Origin of the sequence: Promicromonospora umidemergens, from assembly GCF_024171995.1 — a bacterium.
In the GTDB taxonomy this organism is placed as follows: Bacteria; Actinomycetota; Actinomycetes; order Actinomycetales; family Cellulomonadaceae; genus Promicromonospora; species Promicromonospora umidemergens.
In genome coordinates this window covers 1-18,772 of sequence record NZ_JAMTCT010000031.1, presented here as the reverse complement: position 1 = coordinate 18,772, position 18,772 = coordinate 1, and the positions used below count along the sequence as shown (strand labels likewise).

Here is an 18,772-nt window from a genome sequence, read left to right as displayed (position 1 = left end):
TCGCCGGGCCGTGCACGGCGCGGCGGGCGGTGAGAGCCGTGGTCGGGGAAGGCGCGCTGGTCTGCATCGGTGGCCTCCGTCGTCAGAGCTCTGGGCGACCGTTGACTACCCAGTCGCGGACCATCGTCAGAGCGCGGTGATGGCCGGCCAGCGCGTCGTCGCGCGTGGCGTGCAGCTCCGCGTACTGCTCGGTGCAGTCCAGCCGGTCGTCCTCCGCGAGCACGCCGTCTGGGTCGAGCCGCTCGACGAAGACCATGGTCTCGTAGATCAGCGGGGTGGGACCGTCCTCGTCGTCGAGAGAGGCCGCGGTATCGACACCGGTCCAGACGGTGGACACGTGGTAGAACCCGATGTGGTCCCGCGCGACGTGGGCGCTGCCGGCCCCGAGGCGCAGCACGGACCACTGGTCCTGTGTGATCGGCTTGCCGTCGAGGTCGTAGTACATCCGCTGCGAGAGCCGCTCGAAGAAATCGGGTCCGAACACTGTCTGTTTCCCTTCGGTCGATGCCGGAAGCCGTCGGCCGAGGCCGCCGATCGAGGGTCAGCATTGCTCAGGACGTCGCGGCGCGCGCGGCGGGGCTGTGGGGTGCGACGCTGGTCCCGGCGCACGATCTTGGACGCGTGCCAGCCGGGAATGTGGATGTTTGTCCGATTGCTCCGCTAGAAATCACACTGAGAGGTGCGCGGCGGACCCCGGGTTCGGGTGAGTATGAACGAATGCTCAACCTGCGAAATCACCGGGCCCTGCTGTCCGCCGTCGGAGCGGCCCTCGTCGCCGGCGCCGGTGGCGGCATCGCCTGGTCCCAGGCCGAGCGCACCAGCGAGCCCGCTGACGTGCTGCTCGATGCCGTGGAGCACAGCGAGTCGACGATGCGCGACTACATCGACGAGGTCAGCGGCCGGTTCGACGAGATCGAGGCCACCTCCGACGCCGGGCAGCAGGAGGAGCTCGCCACCGCGCTCATGACGGACGTGCCCGACCTTGCCGCAGAGGCGCGCGACGAAGTCCTGACCGCCAAGGAGGACGTCCAGGCGGTGATGCTCGCCGACGACAGCCGGCTCGACCGGGCGCGCGACGCGTACGTGGCGCACATCGATGCCTGGATCGCGGAGTACGAGCAGGCGATGGTCACCCCTGCGGGCGTCGTCGAGATCGAACCCACGGTGAACCGGACGTTCGACAAGGCGGTCACCGCGTTCGACCGGGCCTCGCTGGACGCCGGCCAGGAGGAACGCGTGCAGGAGCTGCTCGCGGACTGAGCTCGGTGCTCAACGACGGAAGACGCCGGTCCCACCTGTACAACGTCGGCACCTACGATGTGCCAGTGCCCCGTGACTCATCCGCTGCCCTGCCCGCTGCCGTCCTGCCCGCTGCCGTCCTGTTCGACATGGACGGCACCCTCGTCGACACCGAGCCCTACTGGATGCTCGCCGAGCGGGAGATCGTCGCAACGCACAGGGCGACGTGGACCCATGAGGATGCGCTGAGCGCGGTCGGGCAGGCGCTCGTCACCACCGGCGGGATGCTGCGCGACGCCGGCGTCCCGCTCGAGCCCGCCGAGATCGTCGGCTGGCTCGTGGCCCGGGTGAACGAGCAGCTGCGCGAGGCGGTGCCGTGGCGCCCCGGCGTGCTCGAGCTGCTCGAAGACCTGCGCGCTGCGGACGTCCCGTGCGCGATCGTCACCATGTCCTACCGCGGCCAGGCCCAGCTCGTCGCGGACGGCGCGCCCGCGGGCACCTTCGGCCACCTCGTCACGGGCGACGAGGTGACGCACGGCAAGCCGCACCCCGAGCCGTACCTGGTGGCCGCGGGCCTGCTCGGCGTGCGACCGGAGGACTGCGTGGCGATCGAGGACTCCAGCCCCGGGATCACGTCGGCGCTCGCCTCGGGCGCCCGCACGCTGGGTGTTCCCGCCGTGGTTCCCGTGCCGCAGCGCCCCGGGCTCAGCCGTGCGGCCTCGCTCAAGCAGATCGACCTGGACGTGCTCGCACGCATCGTGTCGGGCGAGGTCGTGGACCTGCTCGGCTGATCCGGACCGGGACCCGGACCCGGATCCGGATCCGGATCCGGACCGTGATCCGGAGGCGTCACGCGGCCCGGCGTCCGGTGCGGCGTCGGACTCGGTTCAGCCGGCGATACCCAGCCGCAGCTGGACGGCGCCCTCCGGGATCTCCGGTGGCGTGCCGCCGAACTCCGGGCAGATCGCCTGGTGCGCGCACCAGCCGCACAGCTTGGACCTGCGCGGCTTCCACTCGCCGGTCCGCGCCGACTCCTCGATGCCCGACCAGATGGCGCGGATCTTCTGCTCCGTGTGCTCCAGGTGCTCGGCCGTCGGCTCGCCCCGCAGCACCTGGCCGTCGCCCAGGTACACGAGCTGCAGCATCTTGGGCAGCACCCCGCGCTCGCGCCACAGGACGAGCCCGTAGAACCGCATCTGGAACACCGCCGACGTCTCGTAGCCCGGGCGCGGAGACTTGCCGGTCTTGTAGTCGACCACCCGCACGTCGCCGGTCGGCGCGATGTCCAGCCGGTCCACGATGCCGCGCAGCAGGGGACCGCCGTCGAGCTGCGACTCCACCAGCAGCTCCCGCTCGGCCGGCTCCAGCCGGTTCGGATTCTCCAGCGTGAAGTACGTACCGAGCAGCGAGCCGGCCCGCGCGAGCCAGCCGTCGCGGTCCTGCCCCTCCGGGCCGACCCCGTCGGTGAACAGCGACGTATACCGGTCGTCCGCCTCCAGCAGCCGGTCCCACTCGCCAGGCAGCAGGTCGTGCGCCGCGGCGAGCGTCCGCTCGCCCAACGGGGCGTCGTAGAGCCGCTCCAGCACGGCGTGCACCAGGGTGCCGCGCGCGGCTGCGGCCGACGGCGGCTCCGGCAGCCGGTCCACCGTCCGGAACCGGAACAGCAGGGGGCACTGCATGAAGTCGTTCGCACGGGAGGGCGACAGGGCCGGCGGCCGCGAGGGCGCGCGCACCGCCGGTGCGGCGTCGACCGCCTCGGCCGGGATGCTCGGCACCGGCTCCTGGGATACCTCCGTCGTCGTCATGGCCCCAACCCTATGGGTGGCCACCGACATCCCCGGGGAGTCGTCCACAGCGTGCCGTGCACCCGAGGGCGACAGGGCGGTTAGGTTTGTCCGGTGACCACCTCGGAGCCCGCCTCCACGCCAGCACCGCCCTCCCCCCAGCGTTCGAAGGGGTTCGTCATCGGCCGCGTCGCCGGCGCGCCCGTCATCGTCACGCGGTCCTGGTTCCTCGCGGCGTTCATCCTGACCATCCTGTTCGTCCCTGCCGCGGAGTCGCGCGTGCCGGGGCTCGGCGCAGGTGCCTATCTCGTCGCGTTCATGTTCGTGCTCCTCCTGTTCGGCTCTGTGTTCCTGCACGAGACCGCGCACGCGCTGGTCGCCAGGGCGCGCGGCCAGAACGTGACCGAGCTCGCCGTCACGCTCTGGGGCGGCCACACCGCCTACACCGGCGGCCTGGGCCGGCCGCTCGACGGCTTCTTGGTCGCCGTCGTCGGGCCGCTGACGAACCTTGCGCTCGCGGCCGGATTCTTGTTCGCCTACCAGGCCTCGCCGGTGATGGACGCGTACCAGGCCCCGTCGGTGATGGACCTGCTCCAGGGCTCACATGTGATGGACGTGCCGACGTTCCTGCTGTGGGCCGGCGCGGCGTCCAACGCGCTCGTCGGTGCGTTCAACCTGCTTCCCGGACTCCCGCTCGACGGCGGGCAGATCCTTGAGTCCCTCGTCTGGGCCGTCACGGGCAGGCGTACGACGGGCACGGTCGTGGCCGGCTGGGTGGGCCGCGTCGTCGCCGTCGGCGTGCTGCTCTGGGCCCTGGTGCTGCCGTACGTGCTGGGTACCAGGCCGGACATCTACAACGTCCTTTGGTCGGCGCTGATCGGGGCGTTGCTCTGGGCGGGTGCGGGGGCCGCGATCACCAACGGCCGGCGGCGCGAGGCGGTCGCGCGTCTGTCCGCCGCCGGGCTCGCAGGCCCCGCCGCACTGGTGCCGCTGGGTGCCACCGTCGCCGACGCGCTCGACGCCCGGGCGGCGGCGGGCGGCGGCGTACCGTCCCTCTACGTGGTCGTCGTGACTCATGACGGCGTCCCGATCGCGGTGCTCGACGCCGACGCCGTCGCCGCGGTACCCGCAACGGCCCGGGCCCAGACCCAGGTCGACGCCGTCGCGGTGCCGTTCGCGCCCGGGTCCGCGATCCACCCCGAGCTGGCGGGCACCGAGCTGCTGACGCACCTGGCCCAGCGGTCCGGCGGCGCCAGGCTGGTCCCGGTGGTCGACGCGGGCAGGGTCACCGGGGTGCTCGACCTCGCCGACGTCGCGCGGGCGGTCCGCGCGACGTGACGGGCGGCGCCGCGCCCGCCGCACGCGGGCAGGTGGCCCAGCGCCTAGGATGGTCGGTCGTGACCACACCCACCGATACCCCGACCGCCACCGGCGCCGAGCAGCGCCGCGGCCCGTTCCGAGTGGGCGACAAGGTCCAGCTGACCGACCCCAAGAATCGCCTGCACACCATCACGCTGCAGCCCGGCGGCACGTTCCACACGCACAGGGGCTACTTCCAGCACGAGCAGCTCATCGGGCAGCCCGAGGGCTCCGTGGTGGTCAACACCGCCAACATCGAGTACCTCGCCCTGCGCCCCCTGCTGGCCGACTACGTCCTGTCGATGCCCCGCGGTGCCGCCGTCGTGTACCCGAAGGACGCCGCGCAGATCGTCGCCATGGCCGACATCTACCCTGGCGCACGCGTGGTCGAGGCGGGCGTCGGCTCCGGCGCGCTGACCATGTCCCTCCTGCGTGCCGTCGGCGACGCGGGCCACGTGCACTCGATCGAGCGGCGCGAGGACTTCGCGGCCATCGCGCAGGGCAACGTCGAGACGTTCTTCGGCGGCCCGCACCCGGCGTGGCAGCTCTCGGTCGGCGACCTCTCCGACGTGCTGCCCCAGGTCGCGGAGCCCGGCGAGGTCGACCGGGTCGTCCTGGACATGCTCGCACCCTGGGAGAACGTCGACGCCGTCGCCTCGGCGCTCGCGCCCGGCGGTGTCCTCGTCTGTTACGTGGCCACCACGACGCAACTTTCGCGCACAGCGGAAGATCTGCGTGCGGACGGCCGGTTCACCGAGCCGGTGGCCTTCGAGACGATGATCCGCGGGTGGCACCTCGAGGGTCTGGCCGTGCGTCCCGAGCACCGGATGATCGGCCACACGGGCTTCCTCATCATCGCCCGCCGGATGGCCGACGGCGTGACCGCGCCCGAGCGGAAACGGCGTCCTGCCAAGGGTGCGTACCCCGTGACGCCCGAGGCGGAGTGGACTCCGGAGGAGCTCGGTGAGCGCGCCGTGTCGGACAAGAAGGTCCGTAAGGTGCGCCGTGACCTGGGCGTTGCGCCCGAGGATCCGAACGTCCCGTCTGCGTGAACGGGCTGTAACGATCGCGTACCCCGCACGTCCCAAACGGGTGTCCTTACTCCCGGTGTGTCAGTGACTGTGCTTAGAGTGCTGTTCTCGGAGGCGTTTGCGTCATATGGTCGCCTCCCGGGCCCTACGAGAGGGGATGTCATGACCGAGAGCACGTCAGGATATAACCATCCCGAGCATGAGTCTTTGCCAAACCGCGACTACGAGCGCCAGATTGCCCTCCTCTCAGCCAAGAACGAGCGTCTGGCGGAGGCACTCCGTGCGGCGCGCGACCAGATCGTCGAGCTGAAGAAGCAGCTCGACGAGCTTGCCAAGCCGCCGGGTACGTACGCCGTGTTCCTTGGGGCTCATGCCGACGGCTCGGTCGACATCTCGTCCGCCGGCCGCAAGATGCATGTGTCCGCGAGTCCCAACCTGGACGTCACCCGGCTCAGCCCGGGCCAGGAGGTCAAGCTCAACGAGGCCATGACGGTGGTCGGTGCGGGTGAGTACGAGCGCACGGGCGAGCTGGTGACCGTCAAGGAGATGCTCGGTGGTGACCGGGTGCTCGTCGTCGGCCGCGCCGACGAGGAGCGCGTGGTGCGCCTCGCCGGCTCGGTGATGGACGTGCCGCTCCGGGTGGGTGACTCGCTCACGATCGACACGCGCAGCGGCTTCGTGTTCGAGGTCGTGCCGAAGTCCGAGGTCGAGGAGCTGGTCCTCGAAGAGGTCCCGGACATCGAGTACGAGGACATCGGCGGGCTCGGCCCGCAGATCGAGGCGATCCGGGACGCCGTCGAGCTGCCCTTCGCGCATCCCGACCTGTTCCGTGAGCACGGGCTGCGTCCGCCCAAGGGTGTGCTCCTGTACGGTCCGCCCGGCTGCGGCAAGACGCTCATCGCCAAGGCGGTGGCCCACTCCCTCGCGGGGATGGTCGCGCGTGCCAACGGGGGCAACCCCGAGGTGAAGAGCTTCTTCCTCAACGTCAAGGGCCCGGAGCTGCTCAACAAGTACGTGGGTGAGACCGAGCGGCACATCCGGCTGATCTTCGCCCGTGCTCGGGAGAAGGCCAGCCAGGGGATGCCCGTCGTCGTCTTCTTCGACGAGATGGAGTCGCTGTTCCGCACCCGCGGTACCGGACTCTCCTCGGACGTGGAGACCACCATCGTGCCCCAGCTCCTCGCCGAGATCGACGGCGTGGAACGGCTCGACAACGTCATCGTCATCGGCGCGTCCAACCGCGAGGACATGATCGACCCGGCCATCCTGCGCCCGGGGCGCCTCGACGTGAAGATCAAGATCGAGCGGCCCGACGCCGAGGGTGCCAAGGAGATATTCGGCAAGTACCTCACCAAGGAGCTGCCGATCCACGCCGAGGACCTGGCGGAGTACGACGGCAACATCGCCTCGGCCCTCGACGGCATGATCACCTCGGTCGTGGCACGGATGTACTCGGAGGACGAGGAGAACCAGTTCCTCGAGGTCACCTACGCGTCCGGGGACAAGGAGGTCCTGTTCTTCAAGGACTTCAACTCCGGTGCCATGATCCAGAACGTGGTGGACCGGGCCAAGAAGAACGCGATCAAGGACTTCCTGTCCACGGGGCAGAAGGGCATCCGCGTGGAGCACCTGCTGACCGCGTGCGTCGACGAGTTCAAGGAGAACGAGGACCTCCCGAACACGACGAACCCCGACGACTGGGCGCGCATCAGCGGCAAGAAGGGCGAGCGCATCGTCTTCATCCGCACCATCGTCCAGAAGAAGGGCGAGGGTGCGACGCCCCGCACCATCGACACCGTCCAGAACACCGGTCAGTACCTCTGAGAGCGATCCGGGCAGGGTCCGTTTCCGTCCGACCGGCGGGCGCGGGCCCTGCCTGACCAACGGGACTACTCCGGCATAGGGTGGTGGACGTGAGCGTACGTCGTGTGATGGGCATCGAGACCGAGTACGGGGTGCTGCAGCCAGGTCGTCCCCTGGCCAACCCCATGCTGCTGTCGAGCCAGGTGGTGACGACCTACCGAGCGATCTCTACGCGTACCGAAGGTACGGGTGGCAAGGCTCGCTGGGACTATGACGACGAGGACCCGCTCCAGGACGCGCGCGGGTTCCACCTCGACCGCGCCTCGGCGCAGCCGTCGATGCTGACCGACGACCCGGCGCTGCCCGCGCCGTCGGGCCCCGTCACCGGGCAGGTGCCCGTGGTGGAGCCGGGGCTGCCGGGCCGGGGCCGACGCCGGACCGGGTCGACCCAGGAGGTCGAGCGGCCGCCCGCCGAGGAGTACGACGACCCGAGCGCCGCGAACGTGATCCTCACGAACGGTGCCCGGCTGTACGTCGACCACGCCCACCCCGAGTACTCCTCGCCCGAGGTGATGACTCCGGAGGACATCGTGCGCTGGGACGTCGCCGGCGAGCGGGTCATGCTCGCCGCGCTGCGGGAGCTGGCGAGCTTCCCCGGCAGCGAGGTCGTGCTCTACAAGAACAACGTGGACGGCAAGGGCGCCAGCTACGGCACGCACGAGAACTACCTCGTGGACCGGGCGCTGCCCTTCACCACGCTCGCCGAGCTCATCACGCCGTTCCTCGTCACCCGTCAGGTCTTCACGGGTTCCGGCCGGGTCGGCCTCGGCGCGACGAGCGGCACCGCCGGTTACCAGATCTCGCAGCGCGCCGACTACATCGAGGCCGAGATCGGCCTGGAGACGACGCTGCGCCGGCCCATCGTGAACACCCGTGACGAGCCGCACGCCGACCGTCAGCGATGGCGCCGCCTGCACCTCATCGTCGGCGACGCCAACCTGATGGAGGTGCCCACCTACCTCAAGACGGGCACGACCTCGTTGGTCCTGTGGGTGCTGGAGCACCTCGACGAGCTGGCGGAGGCGGGCGTGGACGCCCGCGCGGAGCTCGGTGCGCTGCGCCTGGCCAGCCCGGTGAGCGACGTGCAGAAGGTGTCGCGCGACCTCGAGCTGACCGCACCGCTCGATCTGGCCGACGGCCGGACGATGACGGCGCTGGAGGTCCAGGGTGAGGTCGCCGACGTCGTGCGGCGGTCCCTGAAGGTGCTCGGTACCGACGCCGAGTCGGACGCCGTGCTGGACCGCTGGGCGTCGGTCGTGGAGCGGCTCGGCACGGACCGGGCGAGCTGTGTGCGCGAGGTGGAGTGGATCGCCAAGCTGCGCCTGCTCGACCGGCTGCGCTCGCGGGACAGCCTGGAGTGGGACCACCCGCGACTGCACGCCATGGACCTGCAGTGGTCCGACGTGCGCCCCGAGCGCGGCATCTATCACCGGCTGCTCGCCAAGGGCGCGGTGGACCGCATCGTCGACGAGGAGAGCGTCGCCCGGGCGGTGCAGCACCCGCCGACGGACACCCGCGCCTACTTCCGGGGCGAGGTGATGGCTCGCTACGGGGACCAGATCTCGGCGGCGAGCTGGGACTCCGTCATCTTCGACGTCGACGGGTCCCAGGCCCTGCAGCGTGTGCCGATGCTCGACCCGACCCGCGGCACGCGCCGCCACATCGGCGCACTGCTCGACGCGAGCCCTGACGCAGCGACCCTGCTCGCGGGACTCTCCGGAAGGAGGTGACCTTCTATGTCAGTGTCACCGCCTAGGGTCGGTATCTAGGGTCAGGCCGTAGGCTTCGAGACCAGCACTACGTCAGTGAATCACCAGGAGGCGATCATGGCCGGTCAGGAACAAATCAACCCGTCACACGAGGACCGCACTCCCGACGACGACGCGGAGGCTCCGGCCCCCGCCGCTGCGGCGGCACAGAAGGACGACGACGAGGTCGACGCTCTGCTCGAGGAGATCGACGGGGTCCTGGAGACCAACGCCGAGTCGTTCGTTCGTGGATTCGTCCAGAAGGGTGGGCAGTGACCCTGAGCGCAGACCGCACCACAGGACGACTCCCGGACGCCTTCCTGCGTCCGGGATCGTCGTCCTTCGTGGACTTCCTGGCCGAGCACGCCCCCGACCGCCTGCCCGGGAACCGGGTCATGCCGGCCGGCGTGACCGACCCGGCGACCCTGTCCCCGCACGCCACCACGATCGTGGCGCTCACCTTCGACGGTGGTGTCCTGCTGGCAGGGGACCGCCGGGCGACCGCAGGCCCCATGATCGCCAGCCGCAGCATCGAGAAGGTGTTCCCTGCGGACGAGTACTCGGCCGTGGGCATCGCAGGCTCTGCCGGTATCGGGCTGGAGCTGGTGCGGCTCTTCCAGCTGGAGCTCGAGCACTACGAGAAGATCGAGGGCTCGCTGCTCTCGCTCACGGGCAAGGCGAACCGCCTGGCGACGATGCTGCGTGGCAACCTGCCCATGGCGATGCAGGGGCTGGCGGTGGTGCCGCTGTTCGCGGGCTACGACCTGGCCAAGGGCATGGGCCGGATCTTCAGCTACGACGCCACCGGTGGGCGGTACGAGGAGCATGAGCACCACGGCGTGGGCTCGGGCTCGCTCTTCGCCCGCGGCTCCCTGAAGAAGCTGTGGCGTCGTGGGATGGACGCTGAGGCGGCGGTCCACGTGGCGGTAGAGGCCCTCTACGACGCCGCTGACGACGACTCGGCGACGGGTGGCCCCGACACGGTGCGTGGCATCTTCCCGGTGGTCGCCACGGTGTCCGAGGACGGCTATCAGCGCATCGAGGACGCGGAGATCTCCCGCGTCGCGGAGCAGATCGTGGCGCAGCGCCGAGAGAGGGGGCACCTCGCATGAACATGCCGTTCTACGTCTCACCAGAGCAGCTGATGAAGGACCGGGCGGACTTCGCCCGCAAGGGCATCGCTCGCGGCCGGTCCGTGGTGGTGCTCGCCTACGACGGCGGCATCGCGTTCGCCACGGAGAACCCGTCGCGCGCGCTGCACAAGATCTCGGAGATCTACGACCGCATCGCCTTCGCGGCCGTCGGCAAGTACAACGAGTTCGAGAACCTGCGGGTGGCCGGCGTGCGGTACGCCGACATGCGGGGCTTCTCCTACGACCGGTCGGACGTGACGGCGCGTGGCCTGGCGAACGCGTACGCGCAGACGCTCGGCACCGTGTTCATCACCGAGTCCAAGCCGCTCGAGGTGGAGATCGTCGTCGCAGAGGTGGGCGCCGACTCGGCGGACGACCAGATCTACCGGCTCACCTATGACGGCACCGTGGCGGACGAGCACGGCTTCGTCGTCATGGGCGGTCAGGCCGAGCAGCTCGGCCGGCGTGTCAAGGAGGGCTGGCGCGAGAACATGTCGCTCGGGGAGGCGCTACGCCTCGCCGTGGCCGCGCTCGGTTCGGGCGATGGATCGGCCTCGCGCACCATCGAGGCCGCTCAGCTCGAGGTGGCGGTGCTGGAACGGGACCGGCCGCGGCGGTCGTTCCGACGCCTCGCCCGCCCGGTCCTGGCCGAGCTCCTCGCCGAGGGCGCGGAGCCGCCGGCGGCGGCCGCGCAACCGGCGGAGCCCTCCGCGAAGTCGGCACCCGAGGCCGAGGGCAGCACCCAGGCCAGGGCCGAGCCGATTCCCGCACCTGCAGCACCGACCGAGCAGGCCGACGAGTCCCCGACCGACGAGTCCCCGACCGGGAAGTCCTCGACCGGGAAGCCTCCGACCGGGAAGCCTCCGACCGGGAAGTCCCCGACCGAGGAGAAGCCCGGCGAGGAGCCGGGCACCCCCGGCGCTACGCCAGGCGCCGACCGCTAGCAGCAGGTTCCGCGAACAGGGAGGGGAAGTCCATGGACCGCAGGATCTTCGGTCTCGAGACCGAGTACGGCGTGACGTGCGCGGCCGATGACGGGCGTGGTCTGTCTGCTGACGAGGTCGCCCGCTACCTGTTCCGGAAGGTGGTGGCGTGGGGCCGTTCCTCGAACGTGTTCCTGAGGAACGGCTCCCGCCTCTACCTCGACGTGGGTTCGCACCCGGAGTACGCGACGGCGGAGTGCGACGACGTGCGCCAGCTCGTGTCGTACGACCGGGGCGGGGAGCGCATTCTTGAGGGGCTCGTGGCGGACGCGCAGCAGCGCCTCCAGCACGAGGACCTCCCTGGCCGCATCCACCTGTTCAAGAACAACACGGACTCAGCGGGCAACTCCTACGGCTGCCACGAGAACTACCTGGTGCGGCGGTCGGGCGACTTCTCGCGGCTGTCCGACGTGCTCGTGCCGTTCCTCATCACCCGTCAGATCCTGGTCGGGGCAGGCAAGGTGCTCTCGACGCCGCGTGGTGCGGTGTACTGCCTCTCGCAGCGCGCCGACCACATCTGGGAGGCCGTCTCCAGCGCCACCACGAGGTCGCGCCCCATCATCAACACGCGCGACGAGCCGCACGCCGACGCCGAGCTGTACCGCCGTCTGCACGTCATCGTCGGCGACTCGTCGATGGCGGAGCCGACCACCATGCTCAAGGTGGGCAGCACCGACCTGGTGCTGCGTCTCGTCGAGGCAGGGGTGCCGATGCGGGACCTCACGCTGGAGAACCCGATCCGTGCCATCCGCGAGATCAGCCACGACCGCACGGGCAAGCACTCCGTGACGCTGGCCAACGGCCGGACCATGACTGCCATCGAGATCCAGTCGGAGTACTACGAGCGGGCTCGCGAGCTGGTCGAGGCCAACCTCGAGGTCACGCCGGTGGTCAAGCAGGTGCTCGACCTGTGGGAGCGCGGGCTGCGTGCCCTGGAGGCGGAGGACCTGTCGCTCGTGGACCGTGAGCTGGACTGGGCCATCAAGCTCAGGCTCATCCGGCGGTACCAGGAGAAGCACGGTATGGGGCTCGACGACCCGCGCGTCGCGCGGCTCGACCTCGCATACCACGACATCTCCCGCACGGAGGGCCTGTACAACCTGCTCGCGGCACGTGGCATGGTCGAGCGGGTCACGACCGACCTGGAGGTCTTCGAGTCCACGGCACTGCCGCCGCAGACCACCCGGGCCAAGCTGCGCGGTGACTTCGTGCGCGCGGCACAGGAGGCGCGCCGGGACTACACGGTGGACTGGGTGCACCTCAAGCTGAACGACCAGGCACAGCGCACCGTGCTGTGCAAAGACCCGTTCAAGAGCGTGGACGACCGCGTGGAGCGGCTCATCGAGAGCATGTAGGGCCTGGTCGGTGCCCCGGGATCGACCACGGGTCGATCCCGGGGCACACCCACGTCATGGGAGACTCTGCTGGTGAGTTCCTGGGTACGTGTCATCGTCGGTGCGCTGGCAGCGGCGACGGTGACGGCGACAGCTGCGTGCGCGCCGGCATCGCTGCCGGTCGAGGTCGGCCCAGCACCGACGTCGTCGGAGTCGCAGGCTCCGCTGCAGGTCGACGGAACGAGCGGCGCTCCGCCGACGCTCGACTACGAGAAACCGTTCGACGTGGTGCGGTCGGGTTCGCGCACGGTCTGGCCTGGCACCGGGGACGTGCTGGAGCGCGACGACCCGGTGCTGCTGAACCTCTACGCGCAGGACGGCCGCGACGGCACGGAGCTGCAGAACACGTTCCGCACGGCGCCTGCCGCCTACACGATGACCGAGCGGTCCCTCGGCAACAACCTCTTCGAGGCGCTCGACGGCAAGCGCGTCGGCGCGCGGCTCTCGATCGTCGAGGAGCAGGACGGCGTCCCGGTGCTGCTGGTCGTGGACGTGCTGCCCGCCCGCGCGTCCGGCGTCGAAGGTGTGGCCCCGGCCAAGAGCCTGCCGCAGGTGCGGCTCGACGATCTCGGCGTGCCGGAGGTGCGGATCCCGCGCGGCGTCGAACCGCCGACGGAGCTCGTCGTGCACCCGCTGATCCGCGGGTCGGGCCAGCAGGTACGGGCAGGGCAGATCCTCACCGTCGAGCTCACCGCGGTCCGCTGGAGCGACGGGGGCGTCGTCGACACCACCTGGACGGAGGACACCCCGCCGCAGTCCGTGGAGATCGGGATCGGCAGGCTGGTCGAGGGCTGGGACCAGGGACTGCTGGAACAGACCGTCGGATCCCAGGTGTTGCTGGTGGTACCACCGCAGGACGGTCACGCCAACACCACGAGCCGGCTCGCCGGCGAGACGCTGGTCTACGTGGTGGACATACTCGACGCGCACCAGCTCGATCCGAACGAGCTCGATCCGCCCAAGGCGGGTACCGAGGAAGAGACCAAGGAGAAGGAGGGCTGATGTCTGTCGCGATCCGCGTGATCCCGTGCCTGGACGTCGACGCGGGCCGAGTGGTCAAGGGCGTCAACTTCGCCGACCTGCGCGACGCGGGGGACCCGGTCGAGCTCGCCGACCGGTACGACGCCGAGGGCGCCGACGAGCTCACGTTCCTGGACGTGTCCGCCTCGTCGGGCGACCGCGAGACCATGGTCTCCGTTGTGAGCCGCACCGCGGAGCAGGTGTTCGTGCCGCTCACGGTGGGCGGCGGCGTGCGCTCGACGGACGACGTCGACCGGCTGCTCCGGGCGGGCGCCGACAAGGTGGGCGTGAACACGGCAGCCATCGCGCGGCCCGAGCTGATCGCCGAGATCGCCCAGCGGTTCGGCTCCCAGGTGCTGACGCTGAGCGTCGACGCGCGCCGGGTCACGGGCGACGTGGTCACCCCGTCGGGCTACGAGGTGACCACGCACGGTGGGCGGCGCGGGACCGGGATCGACGCTGTGGAGTGGGCCGAGAAGGCTGCCCGCCTCGGCGCGGGCGAGATCCTGCTCAACTCGATGGACGCCGACGGCACCACAGCCGGGTTCGACCTGGAGATGCTCCGCGCCGTGCGGGGCCGTGTCCGTGTGCCGCTCGTCGCGTCCGGCGGCGCGGGCACGCCCCAGCACTTCGTGGAGGCCGCCAAGGCGGGGGCCGACGCCGTCCTCGCGGCGTCGGTGTTCCACTTCGGCGTGCTGACGGTGGGCCAGGTCAAGGACGCGATGCGTGCGGCGGGCCTTGAGGTGCGCTGATCCATCAACGGCCGAGCCCTGTCTGCCGGCCGTGCTCGTCGAGACCCCTTGACCTCAACCAACGTTGAGGTCCTAACGTCGTCGATGCCCTGGGCGAAAATCTGTCGAATCGATTCCCGGGCCGTGAGAAAATTGTGCTGTCCCCGAGGAGCGAGGTTTTGCCGTGCCCACAGATGCCCCGCGATCCAGACCTATGGCCCTGGCCGGCTCCCGCGTCGGCCGTTCGCTCGCGCTGATGTGGCGCGGTATGCGCTCCCACCCCGGCATCTATGCCCTGGCCGTGGGAGCGTCGGCGATCTTCGGCGCGCTGACGGTCGGTGTGAGCCGCGCCGTCGGCTGGGCCACGGACTCCGTCGTCGTCCCCGCCATCGCTGGTGACGAGGTGGCACGCGACCGGGTCTGGCTCGGCGGCCTCGTGCTCGCGGCCGTCGCGCTGACGCTCGCCCTGTCCGTCGCCGGTCGCCGCATCTGGGCGGGCTTCGGTGTGGTCCGCATCCAGGCCGACCATCGCACCGCCCTGACCCGCCAGTACCTGCGCCTGCCCGCTTCCTGGCACCGCGCGCACCCGGCCGGTCAGCTCCTCAACCACACCACCTCCGACACCGAGGCCGCGACCGGTGTCTTCAACCCGCTGCCGTTCGCGCTCGGCGTGGTGGTCATGATCGGCGTCTCCGTCGTGATGCTCTTCATGATCGACCCCTGGCTCGCGATCGCGGCGCTCGCGATCATCCCCGTCACCGTCGCGGTGAACGCGATCTACCAGCGCCACATGTCGCCGGCGGTGACCAGGGCACAACGCCTGCGTGGCGACGTGGCCGACGCGGCTCACGAGAGCTTCGAGGCGGCCCTGCTGGTCAAGTCGCTCGGGACCGAGGACCGCGAGGAGAGCCGGTTCGACGACCGCACCCAGGAGCTGCGGGCGGCGAACGTGCGTGTCGGCATCGTGCGCTCGCTGTTCGACCCGGTGATCCAGACCCTGCCTGCGGTCGGCACCTTGCTGGTGCTCGGTATCGGCACGTGGCGCATCTCCACCGGTGACGTCGACGCGGGCGACATCGTCACCGCCGCCTACCTGCTCACGATGATGACGGTGCCGGTCCAGGCGTTCGGCTGGGTGCTCGGCGAGCTGCCGCGCGCGCTGGTCGGCTACGAGCGCATCGCGCAGGTCGTCGACTCGACCGGAGCGCTCGCGTACGGCGACGCCAGGCTGTCCCGGACGCCCGGTCAGCCGGGCCTGGCGGTCCGTCTGGAGGGAGTGGGCGTCGACGTGCCGGCGCTCAGCGGGGCACAGCAGCGCTCGATCACGCTGCTGGACGGCGTGGACGTCGGTGTCGAACCGGGCACGACGGTCGCCGTCGTCGGCACAACGGGTTCCGGCAAGACCACCCTGGTGAGCCTGCTCGCCCGGCTGTCCGACCCGACCCGCGGGCACGTTCTGCTCGACGGCGTCGATGCGCGAACCCTTGTCGACGGTGAGATCCCGGACCAGGTCGCGTTCGTCACGCAGACCACGTTCGTCTTCGAGGACACGGTGCGCGGCAACGTGACGCTTGCCGACGAGGGGGCGCCCGGCGCGCCGTCGGACGCCGAGGTGTGGGACGCGCTGCGGCTCGCCCGCCTGGAGGACACGGTCCGCGCCATGGCCGGAGGGCTCGACGCGCCACTGGGGGAGCGCGGCGCCAACCTGTCGGGTGGTCAGCGGCAGCGGCTCGCGATCGCGCGCGCCCTGGTCCGCGGCCCGCGGCTGCTCGTGCTCGACGACGCGACCAGCGCCGTCGACCCGCGGGTGGAGCAGGAGATCCTGCGTGGCCTGGCCGACCGGGCCGACGAGAGAGCGGCCGGCGCGGCCGAGCCAGGGTCCGCCGCCGGGGCGGGCGACCACAGCCCCGGCACGACCGTCATCATGGTCGCCTACCGCATGTCGTCGGTGACGCTCGCGGACCGGGTCGTCCACGTCGACGGCGGCCGAGTGGTCGACACGGGGACGCACGACGAGCTCATGGCACGCGATCCCGGCTACCGAGAGCTCGCCACGGCCTACGAGGTCGAGACCGAGCGCCGCGAGCAGGAACGGGCGGACGCGGCCGCCGCCGGCGCCTTGGACGACGAGCTGGAAGAGGTGGCCCGATGACCACGGTGACGGACGAACCCGACGTGACCGACGTGCCGGAGGACCTGCTCGACGCCGACGGTGCCCGCATCGAGTCCACGAGCAAGCTCGGCGTCTTCGCGACACTGCGCCGCGGGATCCAGATCAGCCCCGAGATCACCAGGGGGATCTGGCTCACGCTCGGCCTCGCGTCCCTCGCGGCCGCCGGCCGCGTGGTGGTGCCGCTCGCGGTGCAGCAGACGATCGACGTCGGCATCCTGGCCGACGCCGGGCCCGATGCCGGGCGGGTGGCGCTCCTGGCGGTGCTGGCGGCGGGGGCGCTCGTGCTGGCCGGCCTGTGCGCGGCACTCGTCAACGTGCGCCTGTTCCGCGCGGCCGAGGCCGGGCTGGCGACGCTGCGGGTCAAGGCGTTCCGGCACGTGCACGACCTCTCGACCCTCACGCAGAACACCGAACGGCGGGGCGCGCTCGTCTCGCGCGTGACCAGCGACGTCGACACCGTGTCGCTGTTCGTGCAGTGGGGCGGCATCATGCTGCTCGTCAGCGCGCTGCAGATCGTGGTGGCGACCGGGCTGATGCTCGTCTACTCGCCGATCCTCACGGCAGTGGTCTGGGTCAGCTTCATCCCGATGTTCCTCGTGATCCGGTACGGGCAGAAGTACGTGAACCGCGCCTACACCCTGGTGCGCGAGCGAGTCGGGGCGATGCTGGGCGCCGTCTCCGAGTCGGTCGTGGGCGCCGAGACGGTGCGCGCCTACGGCGTGTCCGAACGCACGGGGCGCCGTATCGGCGGTGCCGTCGAGGCCACCCGCAGCGCGCAGGCCCGGTCGCAGGTCCTGGTCGCGGCGACGTTCTCGTCGGGCGTCCTGATCGCCAACCTGGTGCTCGCGGTCGTCGTGGTCGTCGGGACGCTGCTCGGCGTCGGCGGAGGTCTGACGGCGGGCCAGCTCGTGGCCTTCCTGTTCCTCGTACAGCTGTTCACCGGGCCGGTGCAGATGGCCACCGAGATCCTCAACGAGCTGCAGAACGCCGTGGCCGGGTGGCGGCGGGTGATCGCCATCATCGATACGCCGGTGCAGGTGGCCGAGAAGCCGGACGCGGTGACGCAGGAGCGCGGACCCGCCCACGTGACGCTGCGCGACGTCCGGTTCTCGTACCCGAACGGGCCCGAGGTGCTGCACGGGGTGACGCTGGACCTGCCGCCGCGCACCAAGGTCGCGGTCGTGGGCCAGACCGGCTCCGGCAAGACGACGATCGCCAAGCTCGTCACCCGCCTCATGGACCCGACGGCCGGTGCCGTGGAGCTGGACGGCGTGGACCTGCGCGACCTGGCCTTCGCGTCGCTGCGCAAGCGGGTGGTGCTCGTGCCGCAGGAGGGCTTCCTCTTCGACGGGACGGTGCTGGACAACGCGGCGTACGGCCTTCGTGTCCCGGCGGGCTCGACCGCTGAGCCGGAGGCCGAGCCCGCTGAGACCTCCCCCGAGACGCGTGCAGCGGTCGAGCGGGCATTCGTCGAGCTCGGTCTGTCCGACTGGGTCGCCGACCTGCCCGACGGGCTCGACACTGAGGTGGGCCAGCGGGGCGAGTCGCTGTCGGCGGGGGAGCGGCAGCTGGTCGCGATCGCGCGGGCCTACCTCGCCCAGCCCGACCTGCTCGTGCTCGACGAGGCGACGTCGGCGGTGGATCCCGCGACCGAGGTCCGCATCGCGCGGGCTCTTGACTCCCTGACGGCCGGCCGGTCGACGATCACCATCGCGCACCGGCTCTCGACCGCCGAGGCGTCCGACCTGGTGGTCGTCGTGGACCAGGGCCACGTGGCCGAGGTCGGCCCGCACGACGATCTGGCCGTGGCGGGCGGCATCTACGCCCGCATGCACGCGAGCTGGGTCGCGCAGACTCGGTAGCGGCCCGGCCCCGCCGCCGAACCGCACGTTAGCTCCCGCCGTGGGCGTCGAGCCGCAAGTTAGCTCCCGCCGTGGGCGCCGAGCCGCAATACACGCGTCGATCAGGCTGGCGGATTCATACGGTCAGTGCAACGTCGACTGATCGGGGATTGTGATGCCGTCTGGGTATCCGTGGCCGTTGTCCAAGCGGCGGGAAGTGCTGGATGCTGTGGCGTCGGGGATGCCGATGTTGCAGGCGTTCAGGGTGTGCGGGGTGTCGTTCGCGACGGTCCGTGAGTGGTGGGTCCAGGCTGCCGGGATGGGACTGTTGAAGTCAGGTCGGGGCGGTAACAGCTTGCGGGTGGTGCCGGATCCGGACCGTCCTGGCGGGCTTGGGCGCCGGTTGAGCTTGGATGAGCGGATCTCGATCCAGCACGGGCGGGATCTGGGCTGGACGCTGGCCCGGATCGCGG

General features: G+C 70.8%; 17 protein-coding genes. 15 read left to right on the top strand and 2 right to left on the bottom strand.

Going from position 1 to position 18,772, the window contains the following annotated elements; genetic code table 11:
- Positions 1–82: 82 nt before the first annotated feature.
- Positions 83–484: a hypothetical protein gene (locus tag APR04_RS27830; protein WP_253877301.1), complete on the bottom strand. Its 402-nt coding sequence runs from the start codon at positions 482–484 to the stop codon at positions 83–85.
- 233 nt (positions 485–717) lie between these two features.
- Here APR04_RS27830 and APR04_RS27825 point away from each other — a divergent pair, with 233 nt between their 5' ends.
- Both APR04_RS27825 and APR04_RS27820 read left to right on the top strand, forming a co-directional pair.
- Complete coding sequence (locus tag APR04_RS27825; RefSeq protein WP_253877299.1) at positions 718–1,260, top strand: hypothetical protein; 543 nt, start codon at positions 718–720, stop codon at positions 1,258–1,260.
- Between the two features lie 65 nt (positions 1,261–1,325).
- On the top strand, positions 1,326–2,030 hold the full coding sequence (locus APR04_RS27820; RefSeq protein ID WP_253877297.1) for an HAD family hydrolase: 705 nt from the start codon (positions 1,326–1,328) through the stop codon (positions 2,028–2,030).
- Positions 2,031–2,126: 96 nt separating this feature from the next.
- Here APR04_RS27820 and APR04_RS27815 read toward each other — a convergent pair whose 3' ends face one another.
- Positions 2,127–3,044, bottom strand: a complete 918-nt coding sequence (locus APR04_RS27815) for a RecB family exonuclease (protein WP_253877295.1) — start codon at positions 3,042–3,044, stop codon at positions 2,127–2,129.
- 93 nt (positions 3,045–3,137) lie between these two features.
- Here APR04_RS27815 and APR04_RS31210 point away from each other — a divergent pair, with 93 nt between their 5' ends.
- The 13 genes from APR04_RS31210 to APR04_RS27750 all read left to right on the top strand — a co-directional run.
- On the top strand, positions 3,138–4,361 hold the full coding sequence (locus tag APR04_RS31210) for a site-2 protease family protein (RefSeq protein ID WP_253877293.1): 1,224 nt from the start codon (positions 3,138–3,140) through the stop codon (positions 4,359–4,361).
- A 59-nt stretch (positions 4,362–4,420) separates the two neighbouring features.
- Entirely contained in the window at positions 4,421–5,434 is a 1,014-nt protein-coding gene (locus APR04_RS27805) for a tRNA (adenine-N1)-methyltransferase (RefSeq protein ID WP_253877291.1), read from the top strand.
- 141 nt (positions 5,435–5,575) lie between these two features.
- Positions 5,576–7,237, top strand: a complete 1,662-nt coding sequence (gene arc / locus APR04_RS27800) for a proteasome ATPase (protein ID WP_253877289.1) — start codon at positions 5,576–5,578, stop codon at positions 7,235–7,237.
- 107 nt (positions 7,238–7,344) lie between these two features.
- Positions 7,345–9,006, top strand: a complete 1,662-nt coding sequence (dop, locus tag APR04_RS27795) for a depupylase/deamidase Dop (protein WP_253877390.1) — start codon at positions 7,345–7,347, stop codon at positions 9,004–9,006.
- Positions 9,007–9,102: 96 nt separating this feature from the next.
- Positions 9,103–9,300 carry a ubiquitin-like protein Pup gene (locus APR04_RS27790; protein WP_253877287.1) on the top strand — a complete coding sequence of 66 codons (198 nt, stop codon included), beginning with the start codon at positions 9,103–9,105 and terminating at the stop codon, positions 9,298–9,300.
- The gene (gene prcB, locus APR04_RS27785; RefSeq protein WP_372496182.1) at positions 9,297–10,136 is read left to right on the top strand and encodes a proteasome subunit beta; all 840 of its coding nucleotides are present in this window, start codon (positions 9,297–9,299) and stop codon (positions 10,134–10,136) included. The genes APR04_RS27790 and prcB overlap by 4 nt, the downstream gene beginning before the upstream one ends.
- Positions 10,133–11,101: a proteasome subunit alpha gene (gene prcA / locus APR04_RS27780; protein ID WP_425569992.1), complete on the top strand. Its 969-nt coding sequence runs from the start codon at positions 10,133–10,135 to the stop codon at positions 11,099–11,101. Before prcB ends, prcA begins: the two co-directional genes overlap by 4 nt.
- A 32-nt stretch (positions 11,102–11,133) precedes the next feature.
- Positions 11,134–12,495, top strand: a complete 1,362-nt coding sequence (pafA, locus tag APR04_RS27775) for a Pup--protein ligase (RefSeq protein ID WP_253877285.1) — start codon at positions 11,134–11,136, stop codon at positions 12,493–12,495.
- A gap of 72 nt (positions 12,496–12,567) precedes the next feature.
- Entirely contained in the window at positions 12,568–13,536 is a 969-nt protein-coding gene (locus tag APR04_RS27770) for an FKBP-type peptidyl-prolyl cis-trans isomerase (RefSeq protein ID WP_253877283.1), read from the top strand.
- Entirely contained in the window at positions 13,536–14,306 is a 771-nt protein-coding gene (gene hisF / locus APR04_RS27765; protein ID WP_253877281.1) for an imidazole glycerol phosphate synthase subunit HisF, read from the top strand. Before APR04_RS27770 ends, hisF begins: the two co-directional genes overlap by 1 nt.
- Before the next feature lie 193 nt (positions 14,307–14,499).
- Positions 14,500–16,437, top strand: a complete 1,938-nt coding sequence (locus tag APR04_RS27760; RefSeq protein WP_253877385.1) for an ABC transporter ATP-binding protein — start codon at positions 14,500–14,502, stop codon at positions 16,435–16,437.
- Entirely contained in the window at positions 16,434–18,320 is a 1,887-nt protein-coding gene (locus APR04_RS27755) for an ABC transporter ATP-binding protein (RefSeq protein WP_253877279.1), read from the top strand. Before APR04_RS27760 ends, APR04_RS27755 begins: the two co-directional genes overlap by 4 nt.
- Positions 18,321–18,573: 253 nt before the next feature.
- Positions 18,574–18,772: helix-turn-helix domain-containing protein (locus APR04_RS27750; protein WP_253877277.1), on the top strand; the 199-nt coding region annotated here is incomplete at its 3' end.

Bases quoted from the DNA above. Each gene is read 5' to 3' on its own strand.
- dop (WP_253877390.1), top strand. From the start codon at position 7,345: ATGGGCATCGAGACCGAGTACGGGGTGCTGCAGCCAGGTCGTCCCCTG.
- prcA (WP_425569992.1), top strand. From the start codon at position 10,133: ATGAACATGCCGTTCTACGTCTCACCAGAGCAGCTGATGAAGGACCGG.
- APR04_RS27825 (WP_253877299.1), top strand. From the start codon at position 718: ATGCTCAACCTGCGAAATCACCGGGCCCTGCTGTCCGCCGTCGGAGCG.
- APR04_RS27760 (WP_253877385.1), top strand. From the start codon at position 14,500: ATGGCCCTGGCCGGCTCCCGCGTCGGCCGTTCGCTCGCGCTGATGTGG.
- arc (WP_253877289.1), top strand. From the start codon at position 5,576: ATGACCGAGAGCACGTCAGGATATAACCATCCCGAGCATGAGTCTTTG.
- hisF (WP_253877281.1), top strand. From the start codon at position 13,536: ATGTCTGTCGCGATCCGCGTGATCCCGTGCCTGGACGTCGACGCGGGC.
- pafA (WP_253877285.1), top strand. From the start codon at position 11,134: ATGGACCGCAGGATCTTCGGTCTCGAGACCGAGTACGGCGTGACGTGC.
- APR04_RS27815 (WP_253877295.1), bottom strand. From the start codon at position 3,044: ATGACGACGACGGAGGTATCCCAGGAGCCGGTGCCGAGCATCCCGGCC.
- APR04_RS27790 (WP_253877287.1), top strand. From the start codon at position 9,103: ATGGCCGGTCAGGAACAAATCAACCCGTCACACGAGGACCGCACTCCC.
- APR04_RS27755 (WP_253877279.1), top strand. From the start codon at position 16,434: ATGACCACGGTGACGGACGAACCCGACGTGACCGACGTGCCGGAGGAC.